Genomic DNA, 25,080 nt, shown 5'->3' on the forward strand with positions numbered 1-25,080 from the left:
CGCGGCGGGTGCAGCCGCCGCGCCTACGGCGCAGGGGGCCGGCGGCCAGCCCGGCCCGGCCGCCCCAGAGGCCGCTGCCCGGGACTCCGGGGCAGCGGGAAGCAGCCAGCGTGTCTTTATCAAGATCACGCCGGCTGCCGAGAATCCGGCGCTCCTGTCCCGTCTCCAGGCGCTGCTGCAGACCCACCCTGGCCCGGCAGCCACGCTGCTGTTCTATGAGCAGAACCAGAAGCTGCTGGCGCTCAGCGACGGCTACCGGATTAAGCCTTCGGACGAAGTGGTTGCAGCGATTGAGGCTATGATGGGGACCGGGACAGTCCGAATAAAATAAGAACATTTCCGCCCTTTTCCGCATACATTAGGACACCACAGGGCAAGGCCCGTGCGGAAAGGGGAATGTCATCATGTCCTATCAAATGGCAGCGGAGCTGTTGGAACGCAGAGGAGTCTCCCTGACGTCCATTGCTGAGATTGTATATACATTGCAATCGGCTTATTATGCGGATTTAAAAGAAGAAGAGTGCCTGGCCAGTGTCAAGGCGGTACTCGGCAAAAGAGAGGTCCAGTACACGCTGATGACCGGTGTTGCGCTGGATGAGCTGGCGGAACAACACCTGCTTCCCCAGCCGCTACAGGCGGTGCTGGAAGCCGACGAATCGCTCTATGGTGCAGATGAGACGCTGGCCCTTGGCATTACAGGCGTATACGGGATGATCGGGCTGACCGGCTTCGGCTATCTTGACAAAATAAAACTGGGAATCATCGGTAAACTGAACGATGATAAAGGGAGTATTCATGTTTTTCTGGACGATCTTGTTGCCGGAATTGCAGCTGCGGCTTCAGCAAGAATCGCCCACCGGCATGAGGGTGCGAAGGTGTATCCCCCCATTGCCGGGACGGAATAATGCTCATGCCGGGAAACCCCGGATGCGGCCCCCTGATCTGAATTCCATCGTCCAGCTCCTGTTGCGGGAAAAAAGAAAACTGTGTTATCATGATTCCATTATACGGGATACGGCTGGGAATTAAGATTAGGGAGGCTTTGCAGGGCATGTGGACGGTAATCTATATAGCGCCGACCGCCAGAGTGGCGGATATGATTCAGAGCAGGCTTGCGGAAGAAGGTTTTCTGATTAAATGCCGTCCGGTTAACATGTCCAAGCAGCAATTTGAGATTCTGGTTCCTTCAGGTGAGCTTGAGGAAGTACAGGAAGCCCTTAATCTGATTCTGCATCCCTGAAATAACATTTAGATTACAGTCATGACAGCGGCATGCTGCTGTATACGCAAATAAACGGCTGAAGAGGTGCGACCCTTGTTCAAAGATTTATTTCAGAAAAAACGGAAGTACGCGACCATTCCTTCAGAACGTGTGGAGCGGACCGGCGGATCTGCGGAAGGTGAACGGCCCAAACGGGAAATTCCCGAAGGGTTAATGAGCAAGTGCAGTAAATGTGGAACGATCCAGTACAGTAAGGAGCTGGAGAAGAACCTGAAGGTATGTCCTTCCTGCGGCTACCATATGCGCCTGTCCGCTTCTGAACGGATCGCGATGACGCTGGACCCTGAAGGGTTTATTGAGTTTGACAGTGAAATGGCATCAGTGGACCCGCTGCAGTTTCCCGGCTATGCATCCAAGCTGGAACAGCAGCAATCCAAAACGGGACAGGTTGAGGCTGTCATCACGGGCCAGGGAGCCATCAACGGCCATCCTGTGATTGTTGCGGTAATGAACTTTGAGTTCTTTTCAGGCAGCATGGGTTCGGTAGTAGGCGAGAAGATTACTCGTGCGGTGGAAGAAGCCACCGAGAAGAGACTGCCGCTGCTGATATTCTCCACGTCGGGCGGCGCCCGGATGCAGGAGAGCATCCTCAGTCTGATGCAGATGGCCAAGACCAGTGCCGCGCTTGCCAGATTTGGCGAGGTCGGCGGGCTGTATATCTCTGTGATAACCGATCCGACAACGGGCGGGGTATCCGCAAGCTTTGCCAGTCTGGGCGATATCATCATCGCCGAACCGGGGGCGGTTTTTGGTTTTGCCGGACGGATTGTCATTGAGCAGACGATCCGCCAGAAGCTGCCTGACGATTTCCAGACCGCAGAATTCAACCTGCAGCATGGACAGCTTGATCTGGTAGTGCACCGTAAAGAATTGCGCACCACCCTTGCCAAGCTGCTGGATCTGCACGATGTGAAAGGGGGCTTTTAGGTTGGCGGGAGAGTTGCCTTTTGAAATGCCTCTGTTAGAAATGCGCAAGAAAATTGCCGAGCTGAATCAGTTCGGTGAAGAAAAAGGGATTGATTTCAGTGATGAAATCGCCCGGCTTGAGGAACGCTACCGTGTTCTTGAAGATGAAATCTATTCTAATATTTCACCATCCCAGAAGATGCATCTGGCCCGGCATCATGGGCGTCCGACTTCTTTAGATCTGATGAATCTGATTTTTACCGACTTTATCGAGCTGCATGGTGACCGTCTCTTCGGTGACGATCTGGCCGTAGTCGGCGGAATCGCCAAGCTGAACGGGACTCCGGTTACGGTGATTGGCCAGCAGCGCGGCAAGGATACGAAGGAGAATATTCTCCGTTTCTTTGGCAGCGCTCATCCGGAAGGATTCCGTAAATCACTAAGGCTGATGAAGCAGGCCGAGAAGTTCGGCCGTCCGGTTATTACCTTTGTCGATACCAAAGGGGCTTACCCCGGGAATACAGCAGAGGAAAGAGGACAGTCAGAGGCCATTGCAAGAAATCTGTACGACATGTCCCAGCTGGCTGTACCCGTCATTTGTGTAATTATTGGCGAAGGCGGCAGCGGCGGAGCTTTGGCTATGGCGGTTGGCAACCGTGTCCTGATGCTGGAGCATGCCATCTATTCAGCAATTTCGCCGAATGGCGCGGCTTCGATTCTGTGGAAGGACGCCTCCAAGGCGGAGCAGGCAGCGGAAGCTATGAAGATTACTGCCGCTGATCTGCTGGAGATGGAAGTGATCGAAGAGATCGTTCCCGAACCTAGGGGCGGAGCTCACCGTGACTATGAAGAGACCGCTTCTGCGGTTAAGGATGCCATATGGCGTCATTTGCAGGAGTTGTCTGTTCTGGACTGCGCCGAGCTCAAAGAGGACCGCTACCGTAAATTCCGCAAGATCGGTGTATTTGCCGAAGCCGAAGCTGAACTGATCAGTGCTGAGGTTGAAGTGCAAAGCGTCGATTGAGGATGGCTTTTTGTTTGCACTTTTAGACATAAATCAGTTTTTGGCAGCCTTTGATCTGGACGGGCAGCAATATACATTTATTAGGAATGAAGCAACCCTGTGTTTCTAGCGGGGTTGTTTTTATTTTATTGGCTTTCTTTGAAAATCCGGAGTTGATTTACTGTAAAAAGTCGCTGCAACATTGATTTTGTGTCCAATTTGCAGTAATATTCATTAGGGTGCAGTAAAAGGTACATGTGACAAAGTTCCTATGCGGATTGCATGCCTTATAGTAGATTTTGTAGTTGGAAAAAGTGAGACAGAGAGAACGAAAAAACGGAGGAAAACCTAATGCGGAAAAGTAAAATTGTATGTACGATTGGTCCTGCTAGTGAATCGTTGGAGAATATCAAAAAATTGATTTTGGCCGGTATGAATGTAGCCCGTCTGAACTTCTCCCACGGCGATTTTGAAGAGCACGGCAACCGGATCAAGACGATCCGTCAAGCTTCCAAGGAACTTGGCAAGACTGTTGCTATCCTGCTCGACACCAAAGGACCAGAAATTCGCACAGGCAAGCTGGAAGTAGAACCGATTGAACTGGTTCAGGACGAGTATCTGACATTGACTACGGAAGAAATCCTTGGCGATCAAAACCGTATTTCTATCACTTACAGCGACCTGCCTAATGATGTTCAAGTTGGATCCACTATCCTGATCGACGACGGCCTTATCGGACTTACCGTTGTTGACGTTCAAGGCACCGAAATCAAGACCCGCATTGTTAACGGCGGTACGATCAAGAGCAAAAAAGGCGTTAACGTACCAGGAGTTGCAATCTCCCTGCCGGGCATTACGGAAAAAGACACCAATGATATCATTTTTGGGATTGAACAGGACATCGATTTTATCGCCGCTTCCTTCGTTCGCAAAGCCAGCGACGTTCTGGAAATCCGTGCATTGCTTGAGAAGCACAACGCTTCCCACATCCAGATCATTTCCAAAATTGAGAACCAACAAGGTGTTGACAACCTTGACGAAATTCTGGCAGTTTCCGACGGCTTGATGGTTGCCCGCGGCGACCTTGGCGTGGAAATTCCTGCTGAAGATGTGCCTTTGGCTCAGAAGCTGATGATTCAAAAATGTAACATTGCCGGCAAACCGGTAATCACGGCTACACAAATGCTGGATTCCATGCAGCGCAACCCGCGTCCTACCCGCGCCGAAGCGAGTGACGTAGCGAATGCAATCTTTGACGGAACCGATGCAATCATGCTGTCCGGAGAAACAGCTGCTGGGAAATATCCGGTAGAATCCGTGCTGACCATGTCCCGCATTGCTGAGAAGGCTGAATCTGCACTGAACCACCGTGAAATTTTCATGAAGCAGCAGATTGCTCAAGAAACTACTGTAACCGAAGCGATCAGCCAATCCGTAGCGATCTCCGCTCTGGACCTGAATGCTAAGGCTATTATTTCTTCGACTGTAACGGGCCACACTGCACGCGTGGTTTCCAAATACCGTCCTAAATCACAGATTATCGCTGTGACAACGCAAGAAAGAACTATGCGTCAACTGGCTCTCGTATGGGGCGTAACTCCGGTTCACGGACTTGAGGCTACTTCCACGGACGAATTGCTTGAAACAGCTCTAAAAGGTGGTAAAGCATCCGGTCTGGTAAAAGCTGGAGACCTCGTTGTGATTACAGCTGGTATTCCGCTTGGACGTTCCGGTTCTACTAACCTGGTGAAAGTTGACACTATCCCTGCTGACTAGTCTTCGGGAATCTGTCCTCTTCCAGGTATGATTGAATTCCAAAAAAGCAATGGTGCGAGACGCCATTGCTTTTTTTTGATTCGTGCTGATGAACGATTCTGTAAGAGGCATTACTAATGCAGTTGCAAGGCTATTTTAAATTTCATAATTGTTATATATTGAATGGAGAGTTTTGAAGTAGCAACTTTAAGAACGGACAAAAATGGGACTTCTGGAGTGAACAAGAGGTTTCCCTTTACGATAGACGCGTCTGACGACAAAAGCATCCCCGCGTGCGTTAGGAGAGGTCGGCACAGCTACTGTAACCTTATTCTGGATCATGATTCCGCCGTCAGCTGGCGTAAGTCTTGGACTCTTGCCGTTCACCCGGCAGCAAAAGAAGCGGGTTGGCGATACCTTGGCCAGTCTCCCGATGCTTCCGCCTACCTGGGGCGCTTCCATAATCCATTCGGCAGAGGTTTGGGGTCCGGAGTATCGCTGAATGGTGCGGAAAGTCCAGGTTTTACTGAGATTGCATAGTGTGATTCTCCATTTGCCGCTACTGAGCCTGATAATGGAAGCCCGCATGTGGTCTCCAGGAGAAACAGGGAGCGGAATAACAGTCTCTGCTGCAGGGAGAATTTCCCACCAGGCATAATAGCGTAGGGTTCCGTTTACGGACTCGTGACCGGTTCCTGTCTGGATCAGGCTGCTGTTCCTGAAGCCGTCGATGCCAATCCAGGCAGAGGAATAGGTGGGACTGGAAGTAGGTTTGACAAACGGCACTATCCATTCTCCTGATATTTGCCGGAAGGCAGCTTTCTTGCCGGAGATGGCATACCCGCTCCAGTTGCTCGATTTCCAGCCAAAACCTGTGCTTTGAGCTCTGCCTGTATGGGACTTATCCGTAATACAAGGCCGGGCAATTTTTAAGAGATTAGCTTTGCTCACAGTTCCACCGCCTTTTATTAATATGAGAAAGTTAGGTTTGCTATATTTAATGCGGTAGAGACATATAAAGTATGGGTATTCCGTTAAAAAGGAATAGAGAGGACTTATCGTTCAAATGAATAAATTAACCAAGCTGCGCGGTTTCTATCTTTTTTTGGGACTGGCCGGCGGCTCATTCGGTTCATATCTTACATTGCTTCTGAAAGACAACGGTCTCGGCAGTGGCCGGATCGGAATGCTGATGGCAACAGGAACTCTGATTGCCATTTGCATTCAACCTCTGTGGGGTGTAATCTCAGACCGTTACAATCAGGCGCGGCTGGTGCTGATTCTTAGTGTGGCCGTACCGGCGGTACTAGCTGTATTTTACCAGTCGGATTATTTCATAGTTTTGCTGATGGTCTATACTGTGTCTACCATATTCTCCTCTACACAAGCTCCTATTGCTGATTCCTACGCCATTGTAGCGGCGAACCAGGCGGGTTCCACTTACGGGAGCATCCGGATGATGCTGAGCATAGGAGCGGCCGTAGGGGCCTATGCGGGGTCGCAGTACGTGTCGAATTTTTCCGTATCCACGATCTGGGCCCCGTTCCTGATTCTGAACAGTGTCGCGGTCATCATTGCGCTCACCCTGCCCAAGCAGGCAGAGGAAAACCGGATGATGAGCCAGTCGTTCTCCAAGGGAATTAAAAACCTGCTGGGTAACAAGATTTTTCTGGCTTTCCTGGGCGGGAGCTTTCTGGTCAATCAGACCATGACAGCTTTTGGCACCTATTTTGTAATTGCCTTTCAATCGGTAGGAGGCTCGACCAGCCATGCCGGGATTGCGCTGTTCATCGCTTCCTTCACGAACTTTCCCTCCATGCTGTATGCTTCGAAAGTCATACGGAAGCTTGGAAGGGAGCGTACTCTGCTGTTAGGGGCGCTGATCTATGTGCTGCGTTGGGGGATCCAGTTCGCATTTCCGGCCCCTGCGGTGATGATTGGGGTTCAGGTGCTGCATGGAGTGTCCTTCGGACTCTTTTACATCGCTGCTGTAGAATATGTATCGCACATTACGCTGCCTGAGATGCAGGCTACCGGTCAAAGTGTGTTCAACATCGTGTTCTCCGGTTTTGCGGGAATTCTGGGCAATCTCCTGAATGGGATTTTACTGGATGAGGGTGGTGTGTGGCTGATGAATCTGTCCTGTATGATCAGTTCTGCGGCGGGAGCGCTTCTCATCCTCTATGTGGTTCGAAGCTCCAGAAAAAGCCTTCCGCTACCGGTGGCATCTGAAGGAGTAAGCCTCTAGGAAGCGCTGTGCTAATGACATTCGATTAGCCTAATAGGGATAGCTAAGGACGCAGAAGCCGTTTCTGTATAGAAAGGAGCAATCTATTTATGCAATCACGTAATCCGGAAGGGGTCAGCCGCTGGTATGCTACTTCATTCCGTGTCCGTTACCAGGAGACGGATCAGATGGGGGTGGTCTACCACGCCAATTATCTGAGCTGGTTCGAGAGCGGGCGGACAGAAATGTTCCGGGGGCTTGGCTTTGCCTACCGTTCCCTGGAAAATAAGGGTGTGCTTCTGCCAGTCACGGCTGCAGATTTGCAATTTAAAAGTCCGGCGAGATATGATGATCTTGTCGCTGTGTATGCGCGACTGACCACTTTTTCGGCACTTCGGGTCGTATACGAATATGAAATCCGCCGTTTGGAGGAGCCGGAAGCGGGGAGACCGGATTCTTCCGCGCCTGCAACCGGGCCAGTATATTTTGATGAGCTGCCTGGTCAATTGCTCGTATCCGGCTCAACCAGCCATGTGTGGCTGAATACGGACTGGAAGCCAGTAAGACTGGACCGGACGCTGCCGGAATTGTTTTACGCCATAACTTTGGCGCTTAGGGAAGAAGGAGGAGCAGTATGATCAGGAACAAATGGCTGTGGGCTGCGTTATTTATTATCCCGGCCGTGGAATTATTCGGGTTTATTTATGTGGCAAGTTTTCTCGGAGCACCCAAGACACTGCTGCTCATGCTGGCCAGTTCAGTGATCGGCTTCTTGATGATGCGCTTTGAAGGCAAGAAAGTGCTGGTCGACAGCAGAACACATATGCAGGAAGGGCGGGTGCCCGGGCGTACGATGCTGGACGGCTTGTGCATTTTTTTTGGCGGCCTGCTGCTGATTCTGCCAGGCTTCGTGACGGATATTGTCGGATTTTCGCTGGTATTTCCGCTGACCCGGCCGCTGTACCGGGCTTTTCTGCTGAAATGGATTGAGAAAAAAATGAAAAACGGCACCTTCACCTTTTACCGCAGATAAGTCGTGTTAGTCGGTAAGCGGTAGGTCGCTGTCCGCGAACCTGCTTCAGCTCATTAGGGCTCTATAAGAGAGCGGATGAACGCATGTATCGGATGAAGAAAGATGCTATGCTCTATATGTGAAAAAAGAGGCCGACCATCTCGATGGTCGGCCTCTAATTATTTTATTGTGCGGTCAGAATTTGCGGACCTTCAGCGGTGATGGCGATCGTATGCTCGTATTGGGCGGCGAGCTTACGGTCCAGTGTCCGGGCGGTCCAGCCGTCCGGATCGATTGTCATGTAGTAGGTGCCTTCGGTGATCATGGGCTCGATCGTGAACACCATACCTTCCTTGATGCGGGGGCCTTTACCAGGCTTGCCGACATGCATATAGTTCGGTGCCTCGTGCAGGTCCCGACCGATGCCATGGGCGAGCAGGTCGCGCACGACGCCGAAGCCATTTGATTCGGCATGCTGCTGAATTACACTCGTCACGTCGCCGAGCCGATTGCCGGGCTGCGCCTGCGTAATGCCGAGGTCAAGGCACTCCTTCGTGACACGCATCAGTTTCTCGGCCGTCTGTGAGATCTTTCCGACCGCATAACTCCAGGCTGAATCGCCGAGCCAGCCGTCGAGCTCCGCGACCGTGTCGATCGTCACGATATCACCTTCCTCTAATGGCTTATTTGTAGGAAAGCCATGTGCAATCACGTCGTTGACGGAAGCACAGGTCGCATATTGATAGCCGTTGTAGCCCTTCGTGTATGGCTTGGCGCCATATTTCAAAATAATGTCCTCGAACATGCGCTCAATGTCGTTCGTCGTGATCCCCGGTTTGATGAGCGGGGCGATCTCACGATGGCATTCAGCCACGACTTGGCATGCCTTGCGGATGGCTTCGATTTCATGTTTGCTTTTTAAGATGATCATGTGTGTATTAGGACTCCTTCGTAATAGCTTGCATAGCGAGCTGGGCGATTCTATCGACGTCGAGTTCAGAAGTGCTCGTATAGTAGTGCAGCCCGCAACAGCCGACCAGCACGGCAAGCATATAATCGACGCTTTCGTTTTCGCGTTGGGCGATCGACTGAAGCGGAACGTACAGCCGTTCTGTGAATCGTCTTTTGGCAAGGAGCTGATCCTTCTCAGGCAAGCCGGTATAATGTTCCGCCGCCATTTTGTAGACGAGATATGTGCGGGCGTCCGACTGCCACAGCCGGAGCAGCATTTTGCAATACGTCAATAGCTGCCTGTTATCCGGGGTGCCTCGATTGATGTTCGCCCATTCTTCCAGGGCTTGCTCGCATCGCTCGAAACCGCTGTCCAGCACATCTTCTATTAGTAAATGCCGGTTGGGATAATAATGGTAAATCGTGCCGTAACCGAGCTCGGCCTCACGGGCGACGTCGCGAATATCAAAGCTGCCGCCCTTGCGGAAGTAGGCGTGCGCAGCAAAGTCAAGGATCTGTTCTCTGCGCTGCATGCGTATGAGCTGATTTTGTTCTTTGGTACGGGGGCACATAGGTACGTGAACCTCCTTTTTATAGACCTGCAAATTTGTCAATATAAAGAGTGTAAAGGATGGTTGTGAGAAATGCAATGATCTATTGGTGGTCGGCGGATAGTCCCAGTCCATGATAAGATAGACATAAGATTTAATTTGGTAAGGGACCGATCCAATGGAACAAAGTGAATATTCTAGAGTCGCAACAGGTCTCATGAAAGCATTCGATAAATCGGACTATAAGTGACTTCGCATTTTCTACAAGGGGGAAACCGAAATGAAGACGATTAAGTGCATGATGGAGCACCTGTACTGGGCTGACGGACGCATCTTGGACGCGCTTGAGGAGAGTGGAACGAAGAACAAGGATCTTCTGAAGCTGGTCCGGCACGTCGCGGTTGCGGAACGAGTCTGGCTGTCCCGATTGCAGGGCAAGGGCAGCTCGCAATATTCGTTGTGGGAGGAAGGGGGGGGACCTGACGGCAATCCGGACGATATTCGAAGAAAACGCCGAACAATATCGCCTTTATATTGAAGGGCTTGAGGAATCTGTGTTGGACGAGATGATCGACTATACGAACCAGAGCGGGGTTCCGTTCCGAACGTCCGTCCGGGATATCCTGTCGCAGGTCCTCTTACATGGGCAATATCACCGGGGACAGATCAACCGGGCACTACGGATGGAATCGGCTGTGCCTGTCCAAATCGATTACATCACGTTCGCGAGGCTCTAACAGGTCTTAATATCACCATACTCGGAATAGGGTTGGCACAACACAAACGGAAAACACTAGCTTAATTAAACAGCGGCAGCCCAGGACATTATTTGATATTAGCAGGTCAGTCAGAGATTTCTGGTTGGCCTTTTTTCTTGTCCTTTACTGTCGCAGTTTCAATTTTTAGACCAAAGATCGCACGGCATCTGATGCTACGCCTTTGCTCTTACTTTGCCTGATATAGCTTTAATGCAGCCTGCCGCTGACTATATAGCTATGGAGTGCGCGGAACACACCGGCCCGGTGAAAGGCATCTAGTACGACCAGCAGGACGGGGCCGAGGAGCAGACCAAGCATGCCGAACAGCTGCAGGCCGGCGAACATCCCGATTAGCATAGTGAGCGGGTCCAGGCCGATGCTGCTTGCAAGTACCTTGGGCTCCAATATCTGACGGGTGACGAGAATTACGCTGTAGAGAACCGATAACCCGATGCCTAGCGGCAGATTGCCGGTCATGTAAGAGTATAAGGCCCATGGCAGCAGCACAATACCCACGCCGAGATAAGGCACCAGATCGACAAGCCCTATCGTCAGTCCGATGGCAAATGCAGAATCTACGCCTAACAGCAGAAGACCCGTAATGACGATAACAGCCGTGATTGAGATCAGCACCAGCTGAGCCCTCATATAGCCGAACAGCGCCCTGCGCAGATCCTCCCAGATCTCGGATACCGGTCTGAGGAGCGGCGCAGGTACAAGTGCTCTTAACTTTGCATTATGCCGGTCCCAGCCGGTGCTGAGGAAAAAGGCAGACAACATGATGACAATCAGGATAGTCCCCACACTGGGTAATGCTGAGATTAACTTCAGGATCATATTGAAGAATCCGGTGATGAATTGAGTCATGGCTTGGCCTACCGTCTCCGTGGTTCTGCTGATATTGCTGTCGATGGTGGCGTGGTAGTCAGGGTTATCATGGTAAAACTGATTGATTTGGTTAATAATATTCTGAATGCTGGCATTCCGGCTGATGGACAGCAGCAGCTCCCGCCACTGGTCGGTGTGGAGATCGAATGTCTGCAGCAGGACAATCAGTTCCTTAACCAGACGGGTAATCAGTGCAGTCAGTACGAGTGCGGTACCCCCTACATAAAATAACAGTGACAATAATACTGCCAGCCAGTGCGGAAGCTTGAATCCTCTTAGTATAAGCACCAGCGGATGCATCAGGTAGGCAAGCAAATAGGCAAGCAGCAGAGGATACATAAGCGGAAGCATAATATAGACTGCCACCAGTAATAACGAGGCAGCCAGAATGACCCACAGGCCCCGCAGCACTCTTTTTAATACCAGCGAATCCATACCCGATCCCTCCAGATGAAAGCTGCTGATTCATAATCAGCTCGTCTAATATATATTCAGAGATAGGATATAAAGACTATCCAGACACGTGAATCTACTGGTTCGCTGGGGATGCAATAAACTGGAATTGTGATTATGAAACAGGGGGTCCGGAAGTTTTTTTCTATCTGTCCGATAAAATCATTTGATGTTTCCCAAAGCTTCCACGTTGTTCACATAACCGTCAAAATCCGGTATGATTATTAATGGATACACACTAAAAGTTCGTTGCATTCTCTGAAGTAGGTCAATCTTCATAAGTATTGAACGTTTGAATACATCAAAATGTAAATGTTTTCATTACTGTAATAACTGCTTTTATACCCTTGTTGGCAAAGGAGAGATACTATGACAGCTACTAAAGGATTGGAAGGCATTGTTGCCACAACCTCCTCGATCAGTTCGATTGTGGATGGCGTACTCACTTATCGCGGATATGATATTGATGATCTTGCGGAGAACGCTACTTTTGAAGAGACTGCCTATTTGCTGTGGTTCGGCAATCTGCCGGCAACTCCTGAGCTGCAGGCCTTGCGGCGTGATCTCAGCGCCTTTGCTCCAATCCCTGAACAGGTGATTGCACAAATGAAGCTGTACCCCAAAAATGTTAGCACGATGGCTGCATTGCGCACGGCTGTATCCAGTCTTGCGCTGTATGATCCGGCCGCCGATGATATGAGCCGCGAAGCGAATGAGATCAAGGCCGTTAAGCTGCAGGCGCAGATTCCAACGGTGGTTGCTGCGCTTGCCCGCATCCGCAAGGGTCTGGAACCAGTAGCTCCCCAGGAAGGTCTGTCGATTGCGGAGAATTTCCTGTATATGCTCTGGGGCAAACAGCCGGATGTTGTATCGGTTAAGGCACTGGACACTGCACTTGTGCTGCATGCCGACCATGAGCTGAATGCATCCACTTTTGCCGGACGGGTTACCGTTGCTACGCTGTCGGACATTTATTCAGGTGTCACTTCGGCCATCGGCGCGCTCAAAGGACCGCTGCATGGTGGCGCGAATGAAGCGGTAATGAAGATGCTTGAGGAAATCGGAAGTCTGGATGCAGTAGAGTCATACATTAACGGCAAGCTGGAGCGCCGTGAGAAAATCATGGGCTTTGGGCATCGTGTCTACAAAAATGGCGATCCGCGCGCCAAACACCTCATGAAGATGTCCCACGAGCTGGGAGTGATGAAGAATGACACCACTCTGTATGATATGTCCGTCAAAGTCGAGGAATTGATCACTTCGCAGAAGGGATTGAAGCCTAACGTTGATTTTTATTCGGCTTCGGTCTACACGCAGCTGGGCATTGAGCGGGAGCTGTTCACACCGATCTTTGCAATCAGCCGTGTGTCGGGTTGGACTGCCCATATTCTGGAGCAGTACGAGGACAACCGCATCATCCGCCCGCGTGCAGAATACACAGGGATGTCCGAACAAAAGTACGTTCCGGTGGACGAGAGATAAAGCTGCCCTTGCAGGCTGCTGCACCCCTTTAGTAGAATGAACTATAATACACCAAACTCTAAGCCTATGCTTCCGAAGAGAGATGTGAATGTGTACTGCTCGGGGAAGTCTAGGCTTACCAAACCAAACTTTTAGGAGGAATACCCACTAATGTTGAAACTGGAAAAATACGATCTGCCGACAGAAGGCGAACAAATCACAATCGAAGATGGCAAGCTGCTCGTTCCGGATCATCCGATCATCCCGTTCATTGAGGGTGACGGTACAGGGCGCGACATTTGGAAAGCCTCCAAACGGGTACTGGATGCCGCAGTAGCCAAAGCATTCGGCGGGAAGAAACAGATTGCCTGGTACGAAGTATTTGCCGGTGAGAAAGCCTTCAATACATATGGTGAATGGCTGCCGAATGATACGCTTGAAGCAATTCGTGAGTACATTGTAGCTATCAAAGGACCTCTGACTACTCCAATCGGAGGAGGGATCCGCTCCCTGAATGTAGCGCTGAGACAGGAATTGGATTTGTATGTCTGTCTGCGTCCGGTGCGCTATTTCGATGGAGTGCCATCACCTGTGAAGCATCCTGAGCTGGTGGACATGGTGATTTTCCGTGAGAATACGGAGGATATATACGCCGGAATTGAGTATCAGGAAGGCTCTGCGGAAGTGAAGAAGGTTATAGAATTCCTGCAAAACGAGCTGGGAGTGAACAAAATCCGTTTCCCGGAAACATCCGGAATCGGAATTAAGCCGGTATCCTCGGAAGGCTCCAAACGCCTGGTTCGCTCCGCTATTGAATATGCAATCAAACATGGCCGCAAGAGTGTGACACTGGTACACAAGGGCAATATTATGAAGTTCACTGAAGGCGCATTTAAGAACTGGGGTTATGAAGTGGCTGAACAGGAATTCGGCGATCATGTCTTCACCTGGAATCAATATGATGCCATCAAGGAACAGAGCGGCGAGGCTGCGGCTAATGCAGCTCAGAAGGAAGCAGAAGCCGCAGGCAAAATCATCATTAAGGATGCGATTGCGGATATTGCCCTGCAGCAGGTATTGACCCGTCCAACGGATTTCGATGTGATTGCTACGCTCAACCTGAACGGCGATTACCTCTCCGATGCACTGGCTGCACAAATTGGCGGCATTGGTATCGCACCGGGAGCGAACATCAACTATATTACGGGTCACGCCATTTTTGAAGCTACTCATGGTACTGCACCGAAGTATGCGGATAAGGACGTAGTAAATCCGGGTTCAGTTATTCTGTCCGGCGTTATGCTGCTTGAACACCTGGGCTGGCAGGAAGCGGCGGATCTAATCTACAAAGGCATGACCACGGCCATCAACAACAAGACTGTGACCTATGACTTTGCCCGTCAGATGGAAGGCGCCACAGAGCTGAAATGCTCGGCATTTGCTGACGAAATCATCAAGCACCTGTAGTCTACTGCTAACTAAGCTAACTTCTAAAGCACATGCCCTCATTTCTTGAACGGAAATGGGGGCTTTCTTTTCATCGACGGTGAGGTTGGGTATAATAAGTATGTAACTTATATCATAGCGAAAAGTGAGGAGGTCAAATATGGATCGGATTTTCTTTTTCCTACATATGATCGGGACATTGGCGCTCGGCTTCTATCTGGTGCTGCCGTTTATTCTAAGCGGTACAGCCAAGCTGTCTAATACAGCCAAAGAAGGAACGCTAAGTGCGATCGGCGGACTTAACCGGTTTGCCCAATATGGCCTGGTGATTCAACTGTTGACAGGCGGATACATGATCTCACAGGGGGATTACACCGTAGCCTGGATGATTGTTGTCGTAGTACTGCTGCTGGCGATGTTTGCCTTGGGTGGCATTATGAGTAAGCCCTTGCGTTTGGCCGCTGCCGGAATGCGCGAGAACCGTGATGTCTCTGACCATACCGCGAAGCTACGCACGATGAGTCTGCTACTGATGGTTGTGCTGATCGTAATGGTGTTTTTTATGGTGTACAGACACATTATCTAAGCCTATTGAAGTGAAATAGCTCTGGCGGCTGCGGCTGTCAGGGTTATTTTTGTTGAAGTACCTGAAGACAAATTTCGTAAGGGAAAAGGTATGGGATGAACCCTGTATATTGTGGAACATACCTATCCCTGACTGTAGTTCAGCTGAAGCAGCACTTGAGGTGGCTAGGCATACATAAGAAGACTGCTCTCCTAATGGATAGCAGTCTTCTTATATTACGGATGATCCTCACAGCAGTTCCTTTGACGCAAACACATTGCTTTTTTCAAATTCCGCTTGAATCCCAGGTGGAAGCAGGCTCTGTAGCTCGTGACGGGTACACCATTTAGAGTCTGAGTGCTCTTCGGAGAGTACCACGGTATTCCCATCGGTGCGGCACCAGTAGGTGATGATGATGAGTTGCCTGCCAGGATCCGTCAGAAAGGATGTGGCATACAGAAGGTTCTCTACCCTGACCGTAAGTCCGGTTTCCTCCTCAATCTCCCGCTCCAGCGCAGCCTCCAGGCCCTCCCCGAATTCAATTTTGCCGCCGGGACATTCCCAGCTGCCTGCTCCTACCGAATCTGCGGCTGCCCGCTGTACGAGCAGGATTCTGCCTTGATGCAGAATGACTCCTTTGACCGCAACGATGATGCTTCGTGTATTTCTGGTCATCTAACATATGCGCCTCCTCGTCTTAAAGATGGGTCTTTCCGCGTCATGCCGGATTCATACTTCTCTAAAGTATATCGGCCCTTCACGCCAATAACGACTGTATTTTATGTTTGGACAGCCTGGAAGTGTGGTAAGTAACATAGCGTGAAGTGATTGTATAATTAGTGACGCATAAGCCATCTTAATACGATGTGGTTACTCTAACAAAAGGTACACAGCGAAAGGAGAATGGATCATGCCAGAAAATAAACAGTCTTCCAAAACTTTGCCTCCACAGGTGCAGGACCGGCAGCCCGGTATTGAGAGTGAGATGAATCCGCGCCCGGAATTTGAAACTTCCAGCTACAAGGCGGCAGGTAAACTGCTGGGCAAGGCGGCACTTATTACGGGGGGCGACAGCGGAATAGGACGGGCGGTTGCCGTTCATTTTGCCAAGGAAGGTGCGGATGTGGTCATTTCTTATCTGAATGAGCATTCCGATGCCGAAGAGACCAAACGCCAAGTGGAGCAGGAAGGCCGGAAGTGTATTCTGATTGCCGGTGATATCGGCGTAGAAGCATTCTGCCAGGATCTGATCAACAAGGCGGTTGAGGGACTGGGCAAGCTGGACATCCTGATCAACAATGCGGCCGAGCAGCATCCGCAGGACAAGATTGAGGATATTACTTCCGAGCAGTTGGAGCGGACGTTCCGTACGAATATTTTCTCCATGTTCTATTTGACCAAAGCAGCCATGCCGCACTTGAAAAAAGGCTCTACGATCATCAATACGACATCGATTACCGCCTATCGAGGCAGCCCGCAGCTGCTGGACTATTCGTCCACGAAAGGCGCGATTCTAAGCTTTACCCGCTCGCTGTCGATGAATCTGGCGGAAAAGGGCATTCGTGTAAATGCTGTAGCTCCGGGACCGATCTGGACACCGCTGATTCCATCTACTTTTGATGCTAAAAAGGTCAGTGAGTTCGGTGGCACTCAGCCTATGCAGCGTCCGGGGCAACCGGAAGAGCTGGCGCCGGCCTATGTCTATCTGGCTTCGGATGATTCATCCTATGTCAGCGGTCAGGTCATGCATGTCAACGGCGGGGAAATTGTCAACGGTTAGAAGCTACTAAGCGGCCAAGCGTGTGCTGGAAAATATAGTTGTAAGAGCAGGCCTATGCGGTCTGCTCTTTTTATTGTAACGGGTTAAATTAAGCTTTCCTGTAAAAGGGATAGCTTTTCTGAGGAATATTATGTTAATATGAACCACGTCAGCAACTGAATATTGCAATTGTCCCTAGGGGTGCCGTAAGGCTGAGACGAACGTGTGGTTCGGACCCTTTGAACCTGATCTGGTTAACACCAGCGTAGGAAAGCGGAGAATGAATGAACTGCAGCGGAGTTGTATCTCTTACACCCGTATTCCTGCGGAAATTTATGACTGCCTCCTATCCCGGGGGCGGTTTTTTTGCGTTACCGTTCAGTTGCCAAAAAGTGAAGCCGGAGGTGCAAAGTGGCTGAAATTCATTTGATATCGGATGGTAAGTTGGACCCCGGGCGGTTTGCCAGCCTTGCAGCAGCTGTATATCCGTACGTGGACTATATTCACCTGCGGGAAAAGCACCGCTCTGCTGTGGAACTGCTGGGTATGGCTGAGCAGCTTCTGCGTGCTGGAATCCCCGCATCCAGACTGGTCATCAATGACCGGCTGGATATTGCGCTGGCCGTCGGTGCAGGTGCTGTCCAGCTGGCCTGGCACAGCTTGCCACCCGCAGCGGCCCGCACGGCTGCCCCCGGCCTCCGGCTGGGGAGGTCGGTACACTCGGCGGCGGAAGCCGCGGAGGCGGGCAGGCAGGGGTCAGACTACTGCCTGTACGGGCATGTCTTCCCTACTGGCTGCAAGCCGGGTCAGCAGGGGCGCGGTTTGCCACTCCTGGAGGAGGTTGTGCGCAGCAGCAGCATTCCGCTGATTGCCATCGGCGGGATTGATAAGGGTAATGCTGATCAAGTAATCAGGCATGGTGCAGCTGGCATTGCGGTCATGTCCGGTATTTGTGGAGCGGAGGACCCTGTGGCCGCTGCCCATGCTTACCGTCTGGCGTTACAGGCGGTGTAGATCTGAGGTTTGGAGGCTTGTAGAGTCATGAACGTGACACGCGAAGGAGGTGAGAGGGCATGAATCTGATCATCAACGGCAAACCCGGAGAGGTTGCTGAAGACTGCCGGACCGTTGCCGATCTGTTAAGCCGGCCCGAATGGAGCTACCGGCTTGTGATCGTGGAACGGAACGGGGAGATTGTCAGCAAGGATCATTATGAGGAAGTGGTGTTATGTGACGGCGACCGGCTGGAGCTGGTGCATTTTGTAGGCGGCGGCTGAAGGCGTTACCGACTTTCTATTATCTAATTCTTAAGTTCAGAAGAATCCAGGAGGCGAGTTCATGTTAGATCCTTTAGTGATTGGTGGCATTAAGTTATCGAGCCGACTGTTCATCGGCACCGGCAAATACAGCCGCAATACGCTGATTCCCGAGGTGGTGTCATCTTCGGGCTCACAGGTGATCACGGTTGCCCTGCGCCGTGTAGACCCGGAGAGCCAGGACAATATTATCAGCCATATTCCTTCCCATATGACCCTGCTTCCAAATACTTCGGGTGCACGCACCGCTGAGGAAGCTGTGCGGATCGCCAGACTGGCCAGAGCTGCAGGCCTCGGCAATTGGGTCAAGATCGAGGTGATCAGTGATCAGAAATATTTGCTTCCGGATAACCTGGAGACCATCCGGGCTACGGAGATACTGGCTGCCGAAGGTTTCGTAGTGCTGCCCTATATGAGCCCTGACCTCTCCGCTGCGCTGCGGATGAAAGCGGCTGGAGCCGCTGCCATTATGCCGCTGGGTTCACCGATCGGTTCTAACCGGGGACTGCGCACCAAAGAGCTGCTGCGTATTCTCATCTCAGAGGTGGATCTTCCGGTGATCGTTGACGCCGGCATTGGCCGCCCGTCCGAAGCGGCTGAGGCGATGGAACTGGGTGCGTCCGCTGTGCTTCTCAACACGGCAATCGCCACCGCCCGTAATCCGCTGCTGATGGCAGAGGCCTTCCGTGAGGCGGTAGCTGCAGGCCGTAAAGCCTATTTGGCTGGACTCGGTCCGGTGGAAGAGACGGCTGTCGCGTCTTCACCTTTAACCGGATTTCTGAAATAACTCACAGGCCAAGCGAAATGGGGGAGTAACATGAGTTTTTATGAAGTGCTGACTCGTCTGGAACAATTGCCTTACGAGAGCTTATGGCAGGAGTACCGGGTAGAGGATGTGAAACGGGTACTTCGCAAAGATCGTCTGGATGAAAAAGACCTGCAGGCCCTGCTGTCTCCGGCTGCAGAAGCTTGTCTGGAGGAGATGGCTGAGCGAGCGCAGCAGTTGACCCGTGCGCATTTTGGACATGTGATGCAGATGTTCACACCGATGTATCTGGCTGATTTCTGTGTGAACCACTGTACGTATTGCAGCTTCAGCTCGATTTATGATTTTCCAAGAAAAAGATTGACTCCTGATGAGGTTAGACAAGAGGCAAAAGCGATCTCCTCCACAGGTCTGCGTCATCTCCTGATTCTGACGGGAGAATCGCGCAGGGAAAGTTCGGCCACATATGTGAAGGAATGCGTGGAGATTCTTCTGGAATATTTCTCATCCGTCAGTATTGAGGTAAATCCGTTGTCTACCGAGGAATATCGGGAGCTTAGGGAAGCGGGAGTAGACGGGTTGACTCTGTATCAGGAGGTCTACCACCAGGAAACCTACCGCAAGCTGCATGTGAAAGGTCCAAAAAGAGTCTACCGCAATCGCCTGGATGCCCCCGAACGGGGGTGTCAGGCCGGTTTCCGCTCCGTCAACATTGGCGCTCTTCTGGGTATGTATGACTGGCGGCAGGAGGCTTTCATGACTGCAATGCACGCACGCTATCTGCAGGACAAGTATCCGGAATGCGAAATCGGCTTATCTGCCCCGCGCTTTCGTCCGTATTTGGGCGAATTCAACCCGGACAGTGACGTTACCGACCGTGCGCTGGTTCAGATAATTTTGGCGTACCGGCTGTTTCTGCCTCGATCCGGCATCACCTTGTCCACCCGGGAGCCAGCTTCCCTGCGGGATCATCTGATCCACCTGGGGATTACCAAAATGTCGGCAGGTGTCTCCACTGAAGTTGGAGGACACACCCAGGATGGCGGAACCCCGCAATTCGAAATCTCGGATGAACGGACTGTGCAAGAGATAACAGACATGCTTCTGGAGAGCGGTCTGCAGCCTGTCTTCAAAGATTGGGACCTGCTGAAGGTGCCGGTGTAACGGACCCATTACGAGTCCGTAACAGCCCGGGTATTGCTGTTAGAGTTAGGACCCTGTAACCCTGATACCCAGCGCACTCGTTCTTCATTTGTTGTCCGTATCATCCGTAGGCTGCCCGCTATCGGTTCCGGCTGACAATTCATCCAGAGACATCTCGAAGCCGGGAGCCATATGGATCAGAAAATATTCCATCTCCGGCATTTCGAGACCGCGCAGCTTGGCCGCCGTCTGTTCTTTGGCGGCTGCGAATTCACGATTGCCTGCAGAGACCTCCCAGACGCATTTCAGATAAGCGTCGAGATGGTCTGCGGCTTTGACATAGCGGAGCAAATGGGCATCCTCGGAGCCGGAGGGACTGTCTTGCGGCTGCAGAAGGGGGGCATAGACAGAGCTAAGCTCCGGCGGAATCATTCCCTTCAGCCGCTCGGCGGCTACCCGCTCCATGTCGCGAAAGCTGGACAGCAGCCGCGGATTGTTGTGCTTGACCGGCGTAGCGATATCGCCGGTGAAGACCTCAGTAGCGTCGTGAAACAGCGCCATTGCAGCTGCGCGGTCGGCATTCAGCGAGCGGGCGAAGCGGGCGTTGCCGATGGAGCACAGCATATGCGCCAGCAGGGCAACCTGGAATGAGTGCTGCGCGACGTTCTCAGGTGCCGTGCTTCGCATGAGGCTCCAGCGCTGAATATACTGAAGCCGGTACAGATAGGCTGAAAAATGGTAATTCAATTTTTACGTAACCCCTTTCATGCGTGGTTTAATATGTTATGATAAAACTAATTGTAACAGAGTTTGGACAACCGCGAACGCATGGAGAGGAGCTGGACTGAAGATGCAGCATTTTGAAGACAGCGTATATAATCTGATCGTAGAAACCTCAACAAATCTGCCGGGTGATGTGCGCCGGGCAGTAGCTAAGGGACGTGCTCTGGAGGACCGGGCAACCCGCTCCGGCCTCGCGCTCACCACCATTGCGCAGAATATTGGCATGGCGGAGCTCCAGGTATCTCCGATCTGTCAGGATACAGGGATGCCGACTTTTATCATTCATACTCCTGTGGGTGTGAATCAGATCGAGATGAAGAAGGACATCCATAACGCCATTATCCGGGCGACGAAGAATGGCAAGCTGCGCCCCAATTCCGTAGATTCGCTGACGGGTGAGAATAGCGGGGATAATCTGGGAGCAGGCACTCCGGTGATTCACTTTGAACAGTGGGAAGAAGAGGGCGTGGAAGTGCGGCTGATTCTGAAGGGCGGGGGCTGCGAGAATAAGAATATTCAGTACAGCCTGCCTGCGGAACTGGAGGGACTTGGCAAAGCCGGCCGCGATCTCGACGGCATCCGTAAATGCATTCTGCATTCGGTATATCAGGCACAGGGACAGGGCTGTAGTGCCGGTTTCATCGGAGTCGGCATTGGCGGAGACCGTACCACCGGGTATGAGCTTGCCAAGAAACAGCTGTTCCGCAAGGTAGAGGATGTGAATCCCAATCAGGATCTAGCCAAGCTTGAAGACTATATTATGGAGAATGCCAACAAACTGGGTATCGGCACGATGGGATTTGGCGGTGAAGTTACACTGCTGGGCTGCAAGATAGGTGTTATGAACCGGCTGCCGGCCAGTTTTTTCGTCTCCGTGGCTTATAACTGCTGGGCGTTCCGCCGTCAGGGGATTCTCGTGGATCCGGCTGCCGGAACGATTCAGGAATGGCTCTATGAGAGCGGCACAGGAATCTCTGTGGATACGGAAGATAGCACCGAACCGGCTTCTGTGCTTGAGGTGGCGGGCGCCGCTGCTGGCGGTACCGACTCTGGTGTTGTTCCAGAGGATGCGACGATTTCTGCAGCACCTGCGATGCTCCCGGCTGATGAACCAACAGCGGCAGGGGAGCCAGCGGCAGCCGCCGGGGAATCCCGCGAGGTGCGGCTTACAACGCCGGTCACGGAGGAAGATATCCGTAGTCTTCGGGTGGGTGATGTAGTCATTCTGTCAGGAGAGATGCACACCGGGCGTGATGCATTGCATAAGTACCTGATGGACCATGATGCACCGGTAGATCTGAACGGGGCAGTAATCTATCACTGCGGCCCCGTTATGCTGAAGGACGATGAAGGCTGGCACGTGAAGGCGGCAGGCCCGACTACCAGCATCCGTGAAGAACCGTATCAAGGCGAGATTATGCGGAAATTCGGAATCCGCGCCGTGATAGGCAAGGGCGGCATGGGTCCCAAGACACTCCAAGCGCTGCAGGAGCATGGTGGCGTCTATCTCAATGCCATCGGCGGCGCGGCACAGTATTACGCGGAGTGTATCAAGAAGGTGAACAGTGTAGATTTCATGGAATTCGGAATTCCTGAGGCCATGTGGCATTTGCAGGTGGAGGGCTTCGCCGCCATTGTGACGATGGACGCGCATGGCAACAGTCTGCATGCAGATGTGGAAAAGGATTCTGCAGCCAAGCTTGCTCAGTTCAGGGAACCTGTCTTTAAATAAGCGATGCCAATAAGATTAGATATCATTTTCCTCAAGCCTTCTTCCATTTCTAAGTGGGGGAGGCTTTTTTATATGCAAGAAGGTAGACTACACCCCTCCACTTTCTGCTGTTCTCGCTGTATCCCTCTGTTAAACAGTGTATATCGCCTGTGAAGCCTTAGCACGTACACTCAAGCACCCAATTTATTATTCTTGACAACGCATACATAGACATGGTAATTTTTATGAGGGAAACCGGTTTCCCCACTGCACCATCGTTTTGCAAGTAATGGAAGAGTGTTCACAAGCAGTACGGTTCGATATGCGCTCATATGAGAGGGAGATGAGGAATGAAACGCAAGCTATGGCTTATTCCGGCATTAATCACGTCTATTGTTCTGTCCATTACGGCTAACTTGTTTGTGCTGCCATCCGCACGGGTTGAAGCAGCGAGCATTGGTACGGTTACTGAGAATGACACGATCTATCAGATCATGGTTGACCGCTTTAATGATGGGGATACCACCAATAATGCCACTGGTGCCGCAATCCGTTACGGAGAAACCTCCGAGGATGATTTTCGCTACATGAAGGGCGGAGACTGGCAGGGGGTCATCAACAAACTGCCTTACATTCATAACATGGGATATACCGCGATTTGGATCTCTCCGGTTGCAGAACCGCAGATGACAAACCGCGACAATAACGGTACAGGAAAAAACACAGCCTACCACGGGTACAACGTGAAGGATCCCAATAAGGCCAATCCTTACTTTGGAACCAAAGAAAAGCTTAAGGAACTGGTGGATTCTGCACATGCGCTCGGGATTAAGGTCATTATCGATGTAGTGCCGAATCATATCGGAGACTATATGCTGGGCACTCAGGCTTATTATGATATAGCAGGGCTGCAACCTGCAGCGCCTTTTAATAATCCGGCCTGGTATCATCACAATGGTGATATTAACTGGTCACTTACGGACGGGAGATATGATCAATGGGCTCAGGATTACTTAGAGAATCATGATCTCGGCGGGCTGGATGATATCGACTTTGACGTTCCTGCCGCCAAGCAGGCGGTATTCAATTCCATTAAAGCCTGGTTTGACTATACGGGTGCCGACGGTGCACGTGTGGATGCTGCCAAACTGATCAAACCGACAGATATCGGTGAACTTCAGAATCTTTTGGGAGTGAATACTTTTGGTGAGAACTTTGACGGCAATGCCGAATTTGTCTCACGCTGGGTGGGCAGCAATAAGGAATGGGGCATGCTTGATTTCCCGATGTTCTTCTCGGTGCTTAACAGCTTTGCTTACGGGCAGTCCTTTGATTCCAATATCAAAAGCACACTCGCCCTGGATTCCTATTACAACGGAAATGCAAACCATATGGTTACCTTTATTGATAATCATGACCGCAACCGTTTTTTGACTGAAGCAGGCGGCAATGTGGATAAAATGCAAAATGCTTTGTCTTTCATCTTCACTGTCCGGGGCACACCTGTGGTCTTCCAGGGTACAGAGCAGAATAAGGGTAACGGCAACGGCCAGATTATGACGGGCGGAATTGCAGATACCTGGAACCGCTGGTCGATGGTGAAGCGGGACGCGAACGGCAATGTCCTCGAGAACTATTTTAATGAGAATACCAGCACCTATAAGCATATTGCCAAACTGAATGAAATCCGCAAAAATAATCCCGCACTCCGCACAGGTACCCAGCGTGAAATGTGGTCTGCGCAGAACCTGTATGCTTTCTCTCGGCGTGTAGACAGCGGAACTAATGCGGGCCAGGAAGTTATATCTGTATTCAGCAATGCTTCCAGCGGTTCACAGACCGTAACCATCCCGCTGCGCGTAGAAAGCACACTAACTGCAGGCACAGTGCTCATTAATCAACTGAATACTTCCGACACTGTAACCGTGCAATCAGGAGGTGCAACCGGCAAACAAATTACTGTTACTGTGGGAGCGAATTCGGCTAAAATCTATGCCAAAACCCAGCCGATAACAGATACTGTTGCTCCTTCTGTACCTAGTAACGTAACAGCTACGGTGCAAAATGCATCCGGTGCACTCGTCAGCTGGACGGCCTCCACGGATAACGTCGGAGTAACCGGTTATGAAATTTACCGCAATGGAGTCAAAGTTGGTACTACAGCAAACACTTCCTATGCGGATAACGGACTGGCATCGCAGACCAACTATAGCTATACGGTAAAAGCTTTTGATGCCGCAGGTAACCTGTCGGCACTCAGCGCAGCGGCTCTCGTCACCACTCCGCCTGGAAACAGTGTAACTATCTATTACAAGCAGGGCTACACGACACCATACATCCATTA

At 51.4% G+C, this 25,080-nt stretch carries 27 protein-coding genes and 1 riboswitch; of the genes, 21 read left to right on the forward strand and 6 right to left on the reverse strand.

Annotated elements, in window-relative coordinates; translation table 11 throughout:
- The 6 genes from AC0MA3_RS25715 to pyk form a co-directional block, all read left to right on the forward strand.
- Positions 1-331 (forward strand): hypothetical protein (locus AC0MA3_RS25715; protein WP_474658255.1); only part of this gene is annotated, 331 nt, incomplete at its 5' end.
- A gap of 73 nt (positions 332-404) precedes the next feature.
- Positions 405-905 (forward strand): phosphatidylglycerophosphatase A family protein, encoded by a 501-nt coding sequence (locus AC0MA3_RS25720; protein ID WP_379164415.1) that lies wholly within the window; start codon positions 405-407, stop codon positions 903-905.
- A 146-nt stretch (positions 906-1,051) separates the two neighbouring features.
- Positions 1,052-1,240, forward strand: coding sequence for a glutamate decarboxylase (locus AC0MA3_RS25725; protein WP_379164420.1), 189 nt, complete (start codon positions 1,052-1,054; stop codon positions 1,238-1,240).
- 75 nt (positions 1,241-1,315) lie between these two features.
- Entirely contained in the window at positions 1,316-2,209 is an 894-nt protein-coding gene (accD, locus tag AC0MA3_RS25730) for an acetyl-CoA carboxylase, carboxyltransferase subunit beta (protein ID WP_379164411.1), read from the forward strand.
- A 1-nt stretch (position 2,210) separates the two neighbouring features.
- The gene (locus tag AC0MA3_RS25735; protein ID WP_379164408.1) at positions 2,211-3,212 is read left to right on the forward strand and encodes an acetyl-CoA carboxylase carboxyltransferase subunit alpha; all 1,002 of its coding nucleotides are present in this window, start codon (positions 2,211-2,213) and stop codon (positions 3,210-3,212) included.
- Positions 3,213-3,542: 330 nt separating this feature from the next.
- Positions 3,543-4,967, forward strand: coding sequence for a pyruvate kinase (gene pyk / locus AC0MA3_RS25740; protein WP_379164405.1), 1,425 nt, complete (start codon positions 3,543-3,545; stop codon positions 4,965-4,967).
- A gap of 186 nt (positions 4,968-5,153) precedes the next feature.
- Here pyk and AC0MA3_RS25745 read toward each other — a convergent pair whose 3' ends face one another.
- On the reverse strand, positions 5,154-5,897 hold the full coding sequence (locus AC0MA3_RS25745) for a G1 family glutamic endopeptidase (protein WP_474658256.1): 744 nt from the start codon (positions 5,895-5,897) through the stop codon (positions 5,154-5,156).
- 115 nt (positions 5,898-6,012) lie between these two features.
- On the opposite strand from AC0MA3_RS25745, the gene AC0MA3_RS25750 reads away from it, so the two are divergent.
- The 3 genes from AC0MA3_RS25750 to AC0MA3_RS25760 all read left to right on the forward strand — a co-directional run bounded on the left by AC0MA3_RS25750 (position 6,013) and on the right by AC0MA3_RS25760 (position 8,206).
- Positions 6,013-7,194 (forward strand): MFS transporter, encoded by a 1,182-nt coding sequence (locus AC0MA3_RS25750; protein WP_474658257.1) that lies wholly within the window; start codon positions 6,013-6,015, stop codon positions 7,192-7,194.
- 89 nt (positions 7,195-7,283) lie between these two features.
- Positions 7,284-7,811: an acyl-CoA thioesterase gene (locus tag AC0MA3_RS25755; RefSeq protein WP_379164396.1), complete on the forward strand. Its 528-nt coding sequence runs from the start codon at positions 7,284-7,286 to the stop codon at positions 7,809-7,811.
- Entirely contained in the window at positions 7,808-8,206 is a 399-nt protein-coding gene (locus AC0MA3_RS25760) for an FxsA family protein (RefSeq protein WP_379164393.1), read from the forward strand. Before AC0MA3_RS25755 ends, AC0MA3_RS25760 begins: the two co-directional genes overlap by 4 nt.
- A gap of 163 nt (positions 8,207-8,369) precedes the next feature.
- Here AC0MA3_RS25760 and map read toward each other — a convergent pair whose 3' ends face one another.
- Complete coding sequence (gene map / locus AC0MA3_RS25765) at positions 8,370-9,116, reverse strand: type I methionyl aminopeptidase (protein ID WP_474658258.1); 747 nt, start codon at positions 9,114-9,116, stop codon at positions 8,370-8,372.
- A 7-nt stretch (positions 9,117-9,123) separates the two neighbouring features.
- Positions 9,124-9,708: a TetR/AcrR family transcriptional regulator gene (locus AC0MA3_RS25770; protein ID WP_474658259.1), complete on the reverse strand. Its 585-nt coding sequence runs from the start codon at positions 9,706-9,708 to the stop codon at positions 9,124-9,126.
- A 259-nt stretch (positions 9,709-9,967) separates the two neighbouring features.
- Here AC0MA3_RS25770 and AC0MA3_RS25775 point away from each other — a divergent pair, with 259 nt between their 5' ends.
- Both AC0MA3_RS25775 and AC0MA3_RS25780 read left to right on the forward strand, forming a co-directional pair.
- Positions 9,968-10,225, forward strand: coding sequence for a hypothetical protein (locus AC0MA3_RS25775; RefSeq protein WP_474658260.1), 258 nt, complete (start codon positions 9,968-9,970; stop codon positions 10,223-10,225).
- A gap of 28 nt (positions 10,226-10,253) precedes the next feature.
- Positions 10,254-10,424, forward strand: a complete 171-nt coding sequence (locus AC0MA3_RS25780) for a hypothetical protein (RefSeq protein WP_474658266.1) — start codon at positions 10,254-10,256, stop codon at positions 10,422-10,424.
- A gap of 228 nt (positions 10,425-10,652) precedes the next feature.
- On the opposite strand, the gene ytvI is transcribed toward AC0MA3_RS25780, so the two are convergent.
- Complete coding sequence (gene ytvI / locus AC0MA3_RS25785; RefSeq protein WP_474658261.1) at positions 10,653-11,768, reverse strand: sporulation integral membrane protein YtvI; 1,116 nt, start codon at positions 11,766-11,768, stop codon at positions 10,653-10,655.
- Positions 11,769-12,155: 387 nt separating this feature from the next.
- On the opposite strand from ytvI, the gene citZ reads away from it, so the two are divergent.
- From citZ to AC0MA3_RS25800, 3 genes are all read left to right on the forward strand, one after another.
- Entirely contained in the window at positions 12,156-13,268 is a 1,113-nt protein-coding gene (citZ, locus tag AC0MA3_RS25790; protein ID WP_379164377.1) for a citrate synthase, read from the forward strand.
- Between the two features lie 150 nt (positions 13,269-13,418).
- On the forward strand, positions 13,419-14,714 hold the full coding sequence (icd, locus tag AC0MA3_RS25795; protein WP_474658262.1) for an NADP-dependent isocitrate dehydrogenase: 1,296 nt from the start codon (positions 13,419-13,421) through the stop codon (positions 14,712-14,714).
- A 139-nt stretch (positions 14,715-14,853) separates the two neighbouring features.
- Positions 14,854-15,279, forward strand: coding sequence for a hypothetical protein (locus AC0MA3_RS25800; RefSeq protein WP_474658263.1), 426 nt, complete (start codon positions 14,854-14,856; stop codon positions 15,277-15,279).
- A 228-nt stretch (positions 15,280-15,507) separates the two neighbouring features.
- On the opposite strand, the gene AC0MA3_RS25805 is transcribed toward AC0MA3_RS25800, so the two are convergent.
- Positions 15,508-15,933 carry an NUDIX hydrolase gene (locus AC0MA3_RS25805; RefSeq protein ID WP_474658264.1) on the reverse strand — a complete coding sequence of 142 codons (426 nt, stop codon included), beginning with the start codon at positions 15,931-15,933 and terminating at the stop codon, positions 15,508-15,510.
- Between the two features lie 235 nt (positions 15,934-16,168).
- On the opposite strand from AC0MA3_RS25805, the gene AC0MA3_RS25810 reads away from it, so the two are divergent.
- The 5 genes from AC0MA3_RS25810 (at position 16,169) to thiH (ending at position 20,263) form a co-directional block, all read left to right on the forward strand.
- Positions 16,169-17,038, forward strand: coding sequence for an SDR family oxidoreductase (locus AC0MA3_RS25810; protein WP_379164362.1), 870 nt, complete (start codon positions 16,169-16,171; stop codon positions 17,036-17,038).
- Positions 17,039-17,204: 166 nt separating this feature from the next.
- A riboswitch (TPP riboswitch) is annotated at positions 17,205-17,306 on the forward strand.
- A 122-nt stretch (positions 17,307-17,428) separates the two neighbouring features.
- Positions 17,429-18,031 (forward strand): thiamine phosphate synthase, encoded by a 603-nt coding sequence (locus tag AC0MA3_RS25815; RefSeq protein ID WP_379164359.1) that lies wholly within the window; start codon positions 17,429-17,431, stop codon positions 18,029-18,031.
- A gap of 59 nt (positions 18,032-18,090) precedes the next feature.
- The gene (gene thiS / locus AC0MA3_RS25820) at positions 18,091-18,294 is read left to right on the forward strand and encodes a sulfur carrier protein ThiS (protein ID WP_379164356.1); all 204 of its coding nucleotides are present in this window, start codon (positions 18,091-18,093) and stop codon (positions 18,292-18,294) included.
- A 61-nt stretch (positions 18,295-18,355) separates the two neighbouring features.
- Complete coding sequence (locus AC0MA3_RS25825; protein ID WP_379164353.1) at positions 18,356-19,120, forward strand: thiazole synthase; 765 nt, start codon at positions 18,356-18,358, stop codon at positions 19,118-19,120.
- A 30-nt stretch (positions 19,121-19,150) separates the two neighbouring features.
- Complete coding sequence (gene thiH, locus AC0MA3_RS25830) at positions 19,151-20,263, forward strand: 2-iminoacetate synthase ThiH (RefSeq protein WP_379164350.1); 1,113 nt, start codon at positions 19,151-19,153, stop codon at positions 20,261-20,263.
- Between the two features lie 84 nt (positions 20,264-20,347).
- Here the strand turns inward: thiH and yfbR are convergent, their stop codons facing one another.
- Positions 20,348-20,989: a 5'-deoxynucleotidase gene (gene yfbR, locus AC0MA3_RS25835; protein ID WP_379164347.1), complete on the reverse strand. Its 642-nt coding sequence runs from the start codon at positions 20,987-20,989 to the stop codon at positions 20,348-20,350.
- Positions 20,990-21,092: 103 nt separating this feature from the next.
- Here yfbR and AC0MA3_RS25840 point away from each other — a divergent pair, with 103 nt between their 5' ends.
- The gene (locus tag AC0MA3_RS25840) at positions 21,093-22,757 is read left to right on the forward strand and encodes a fumarate hydratase (RefSeq protein WP_379164344.1); all 1,665 of its coding nucleotides are present in this window, start codon (positions 21,093-21,095) and stop codon (positions 22,755-22,757) included.
- A gap of 329 nt (positions 22,758-23,086) precedes the next feature.
- Positions 23,087-25,080 (forward strand): alpha-amylase family glycosyl hydrolase (locus tag AC0MA3_RS25845; protein WP_474658265.1); only part of this gene is annotated, 1,994 nt, incomplete at its 3' end.

The sequence above is a fragment of the Paenibacillus sp. LS-5 genome (assembly GCF_056121505.1).

What these genes read in the sequence shown, in the direction of transcription:
- icd (WP_474658262.1), top strand. Translation starts at nt 13,419, where the DNA reads ATGTTGAAACTGGAAAAATACGATCTGCCGACAGAAGGCGAACAAATC.
- AC0MA3_RS25800 (WP_474658263.1), top strand. Translation starts at nt 14,854, where the DNA reads ATGGATCGGATTTTCTTTTTCCTACATATGATCGGGACATTGGCGCTC.
- AC0MA3_RS25840 (WP_379164344.1), top strand. Translation starts at nt 21,093, where the DNA reads ATGCAGCATTTTGAAGACAGCGTATATAATCTGATCGTAGAAACCTCA.
- AC0MA3_RS25770 (WP_474658259.1), bottom strand. Translation starts at nt 9,708, where the DNA reads ATGTGCCCCCGTACCAAAGAACAAAATCAGCTCATACGCATGCAGCGC.
- AC0MA3_RS25775 (WP_474658260.1), top strand. Translation starts at nt 9,968, where the DNA reads ATGAAGACGATTAAGTGCATGATGGAGCACCTGTACTGGGCTGACGGA.
- thiS (WP_379164356.1), top strand. Translation starts at nt 18,091, where the DNA reads ATGAATCTGATCATCAACGGCAAACCCGGAGAGGTTGCTGAAGACTGC.
- AC0MA3_RS25810 (WP_379164362.1), top strand. Translation starts at nt 16,169, where the DNA reads ATGCCAGAAAATAAACAGTCTTCCAAAACTTTGCCTCCACAGGTGCAG.
- citZ (WP_379164377.1), top strand. Translation starts at nt 12,156, where the DNA reads ATGACAGCTACTAAAGGATTGGAAGGCATTGTTGCCACAACCTCCTCG.
- AC0MA3_RS25755 (WP_379164396.1), top strand. Translation starts at nt 7,284, where the DNA reads ATGCAATCACGTAATCCGGAAGGGGTCAGCCGCTGGTATGCTACTTCA.
- AC0MA3_RS25720 (WP_379164415.1), top strand. Translation starts at nt 405, where the DNA reads ATGTCCTATCAAATGGCAGCGGAGCTGTTGGAACGCAGAGGAGTCTCC.
- thiH (WP_379164350.1), top strand. Translation starts at nt 19,151, where the DNA reads ATGAGTTTTTATGAAGTGCTGACTCGTCTGGAACAATTGCCTTACGAG.
- AC0MA3_RS25750 (WP_474658257.1), top strand. Translation starts at nt 6,013, where the DNA reads ATGAATAAATTAACCAAGCTGCGCGGTTTCTATCTTTTTTTGGGACTG.
- AC0MA3_RS25805 (WP_474658264.1), bottom strand. Translation starts at nt 15,933, where the DNA reads ATGACCAGAAATACACGAAGCATCATCGTTGCGGTCAAAGGAGTCATT.
- AC0MA3_RS25825 (WP_379164353.1), top strand. Translation starts at nt 18,356, where the DNA reads ATGTTAGATCCTTTAGTGATTGGTGGCATTAAGTTATCGAGCCGACTG.
- AC0MA3_RS25780 (WP_474658266.1), top strand. Translation starts at nt 10,254, where the DNA reads ATGATCGACTATACGAACCAGAGCGGGGTTCCGTTCCGAACGTCCGTC.
- AC0MA3_RS25725 (WP_379164420.1), top strand. Translation starts at nt 1,052, where the DNA reads ATGTGGACGGTAATCTATATAGCGCCGACCGCCAGAGTGGCGGATATG.
- AC0MA3_RS25760 (WP_379164393.1), top strand. Translation starts at nt 7,808, where the DNA reads ATGATCAGGAACAAATGGCTGTGGGCTGCGTTATTTATTATCCCGGCC.
- ytvI (WP_474658261.1), bottom strand. Translation starts at nt 11,768, where the DNA reads ATGGATTCGCTGGTATTAAAAAGAGTGCTGCGGGGCCTGTGGGTCATT.
- map (WP_474658258.1), bottom strand. Translation starts at nt 9,116, where the DNA reads ATGATCATCTTAAAAAGCAAACATGAAATCGAAGCCATCCGCAAGGCA.
- pyk (WP_379164405.1), top strand. Translation starts at nt 3,543, where the DNA reads ATGCGGAAAAGTAAAATTGTATGTACGATTGGTCCTGCTAGTGAATCG.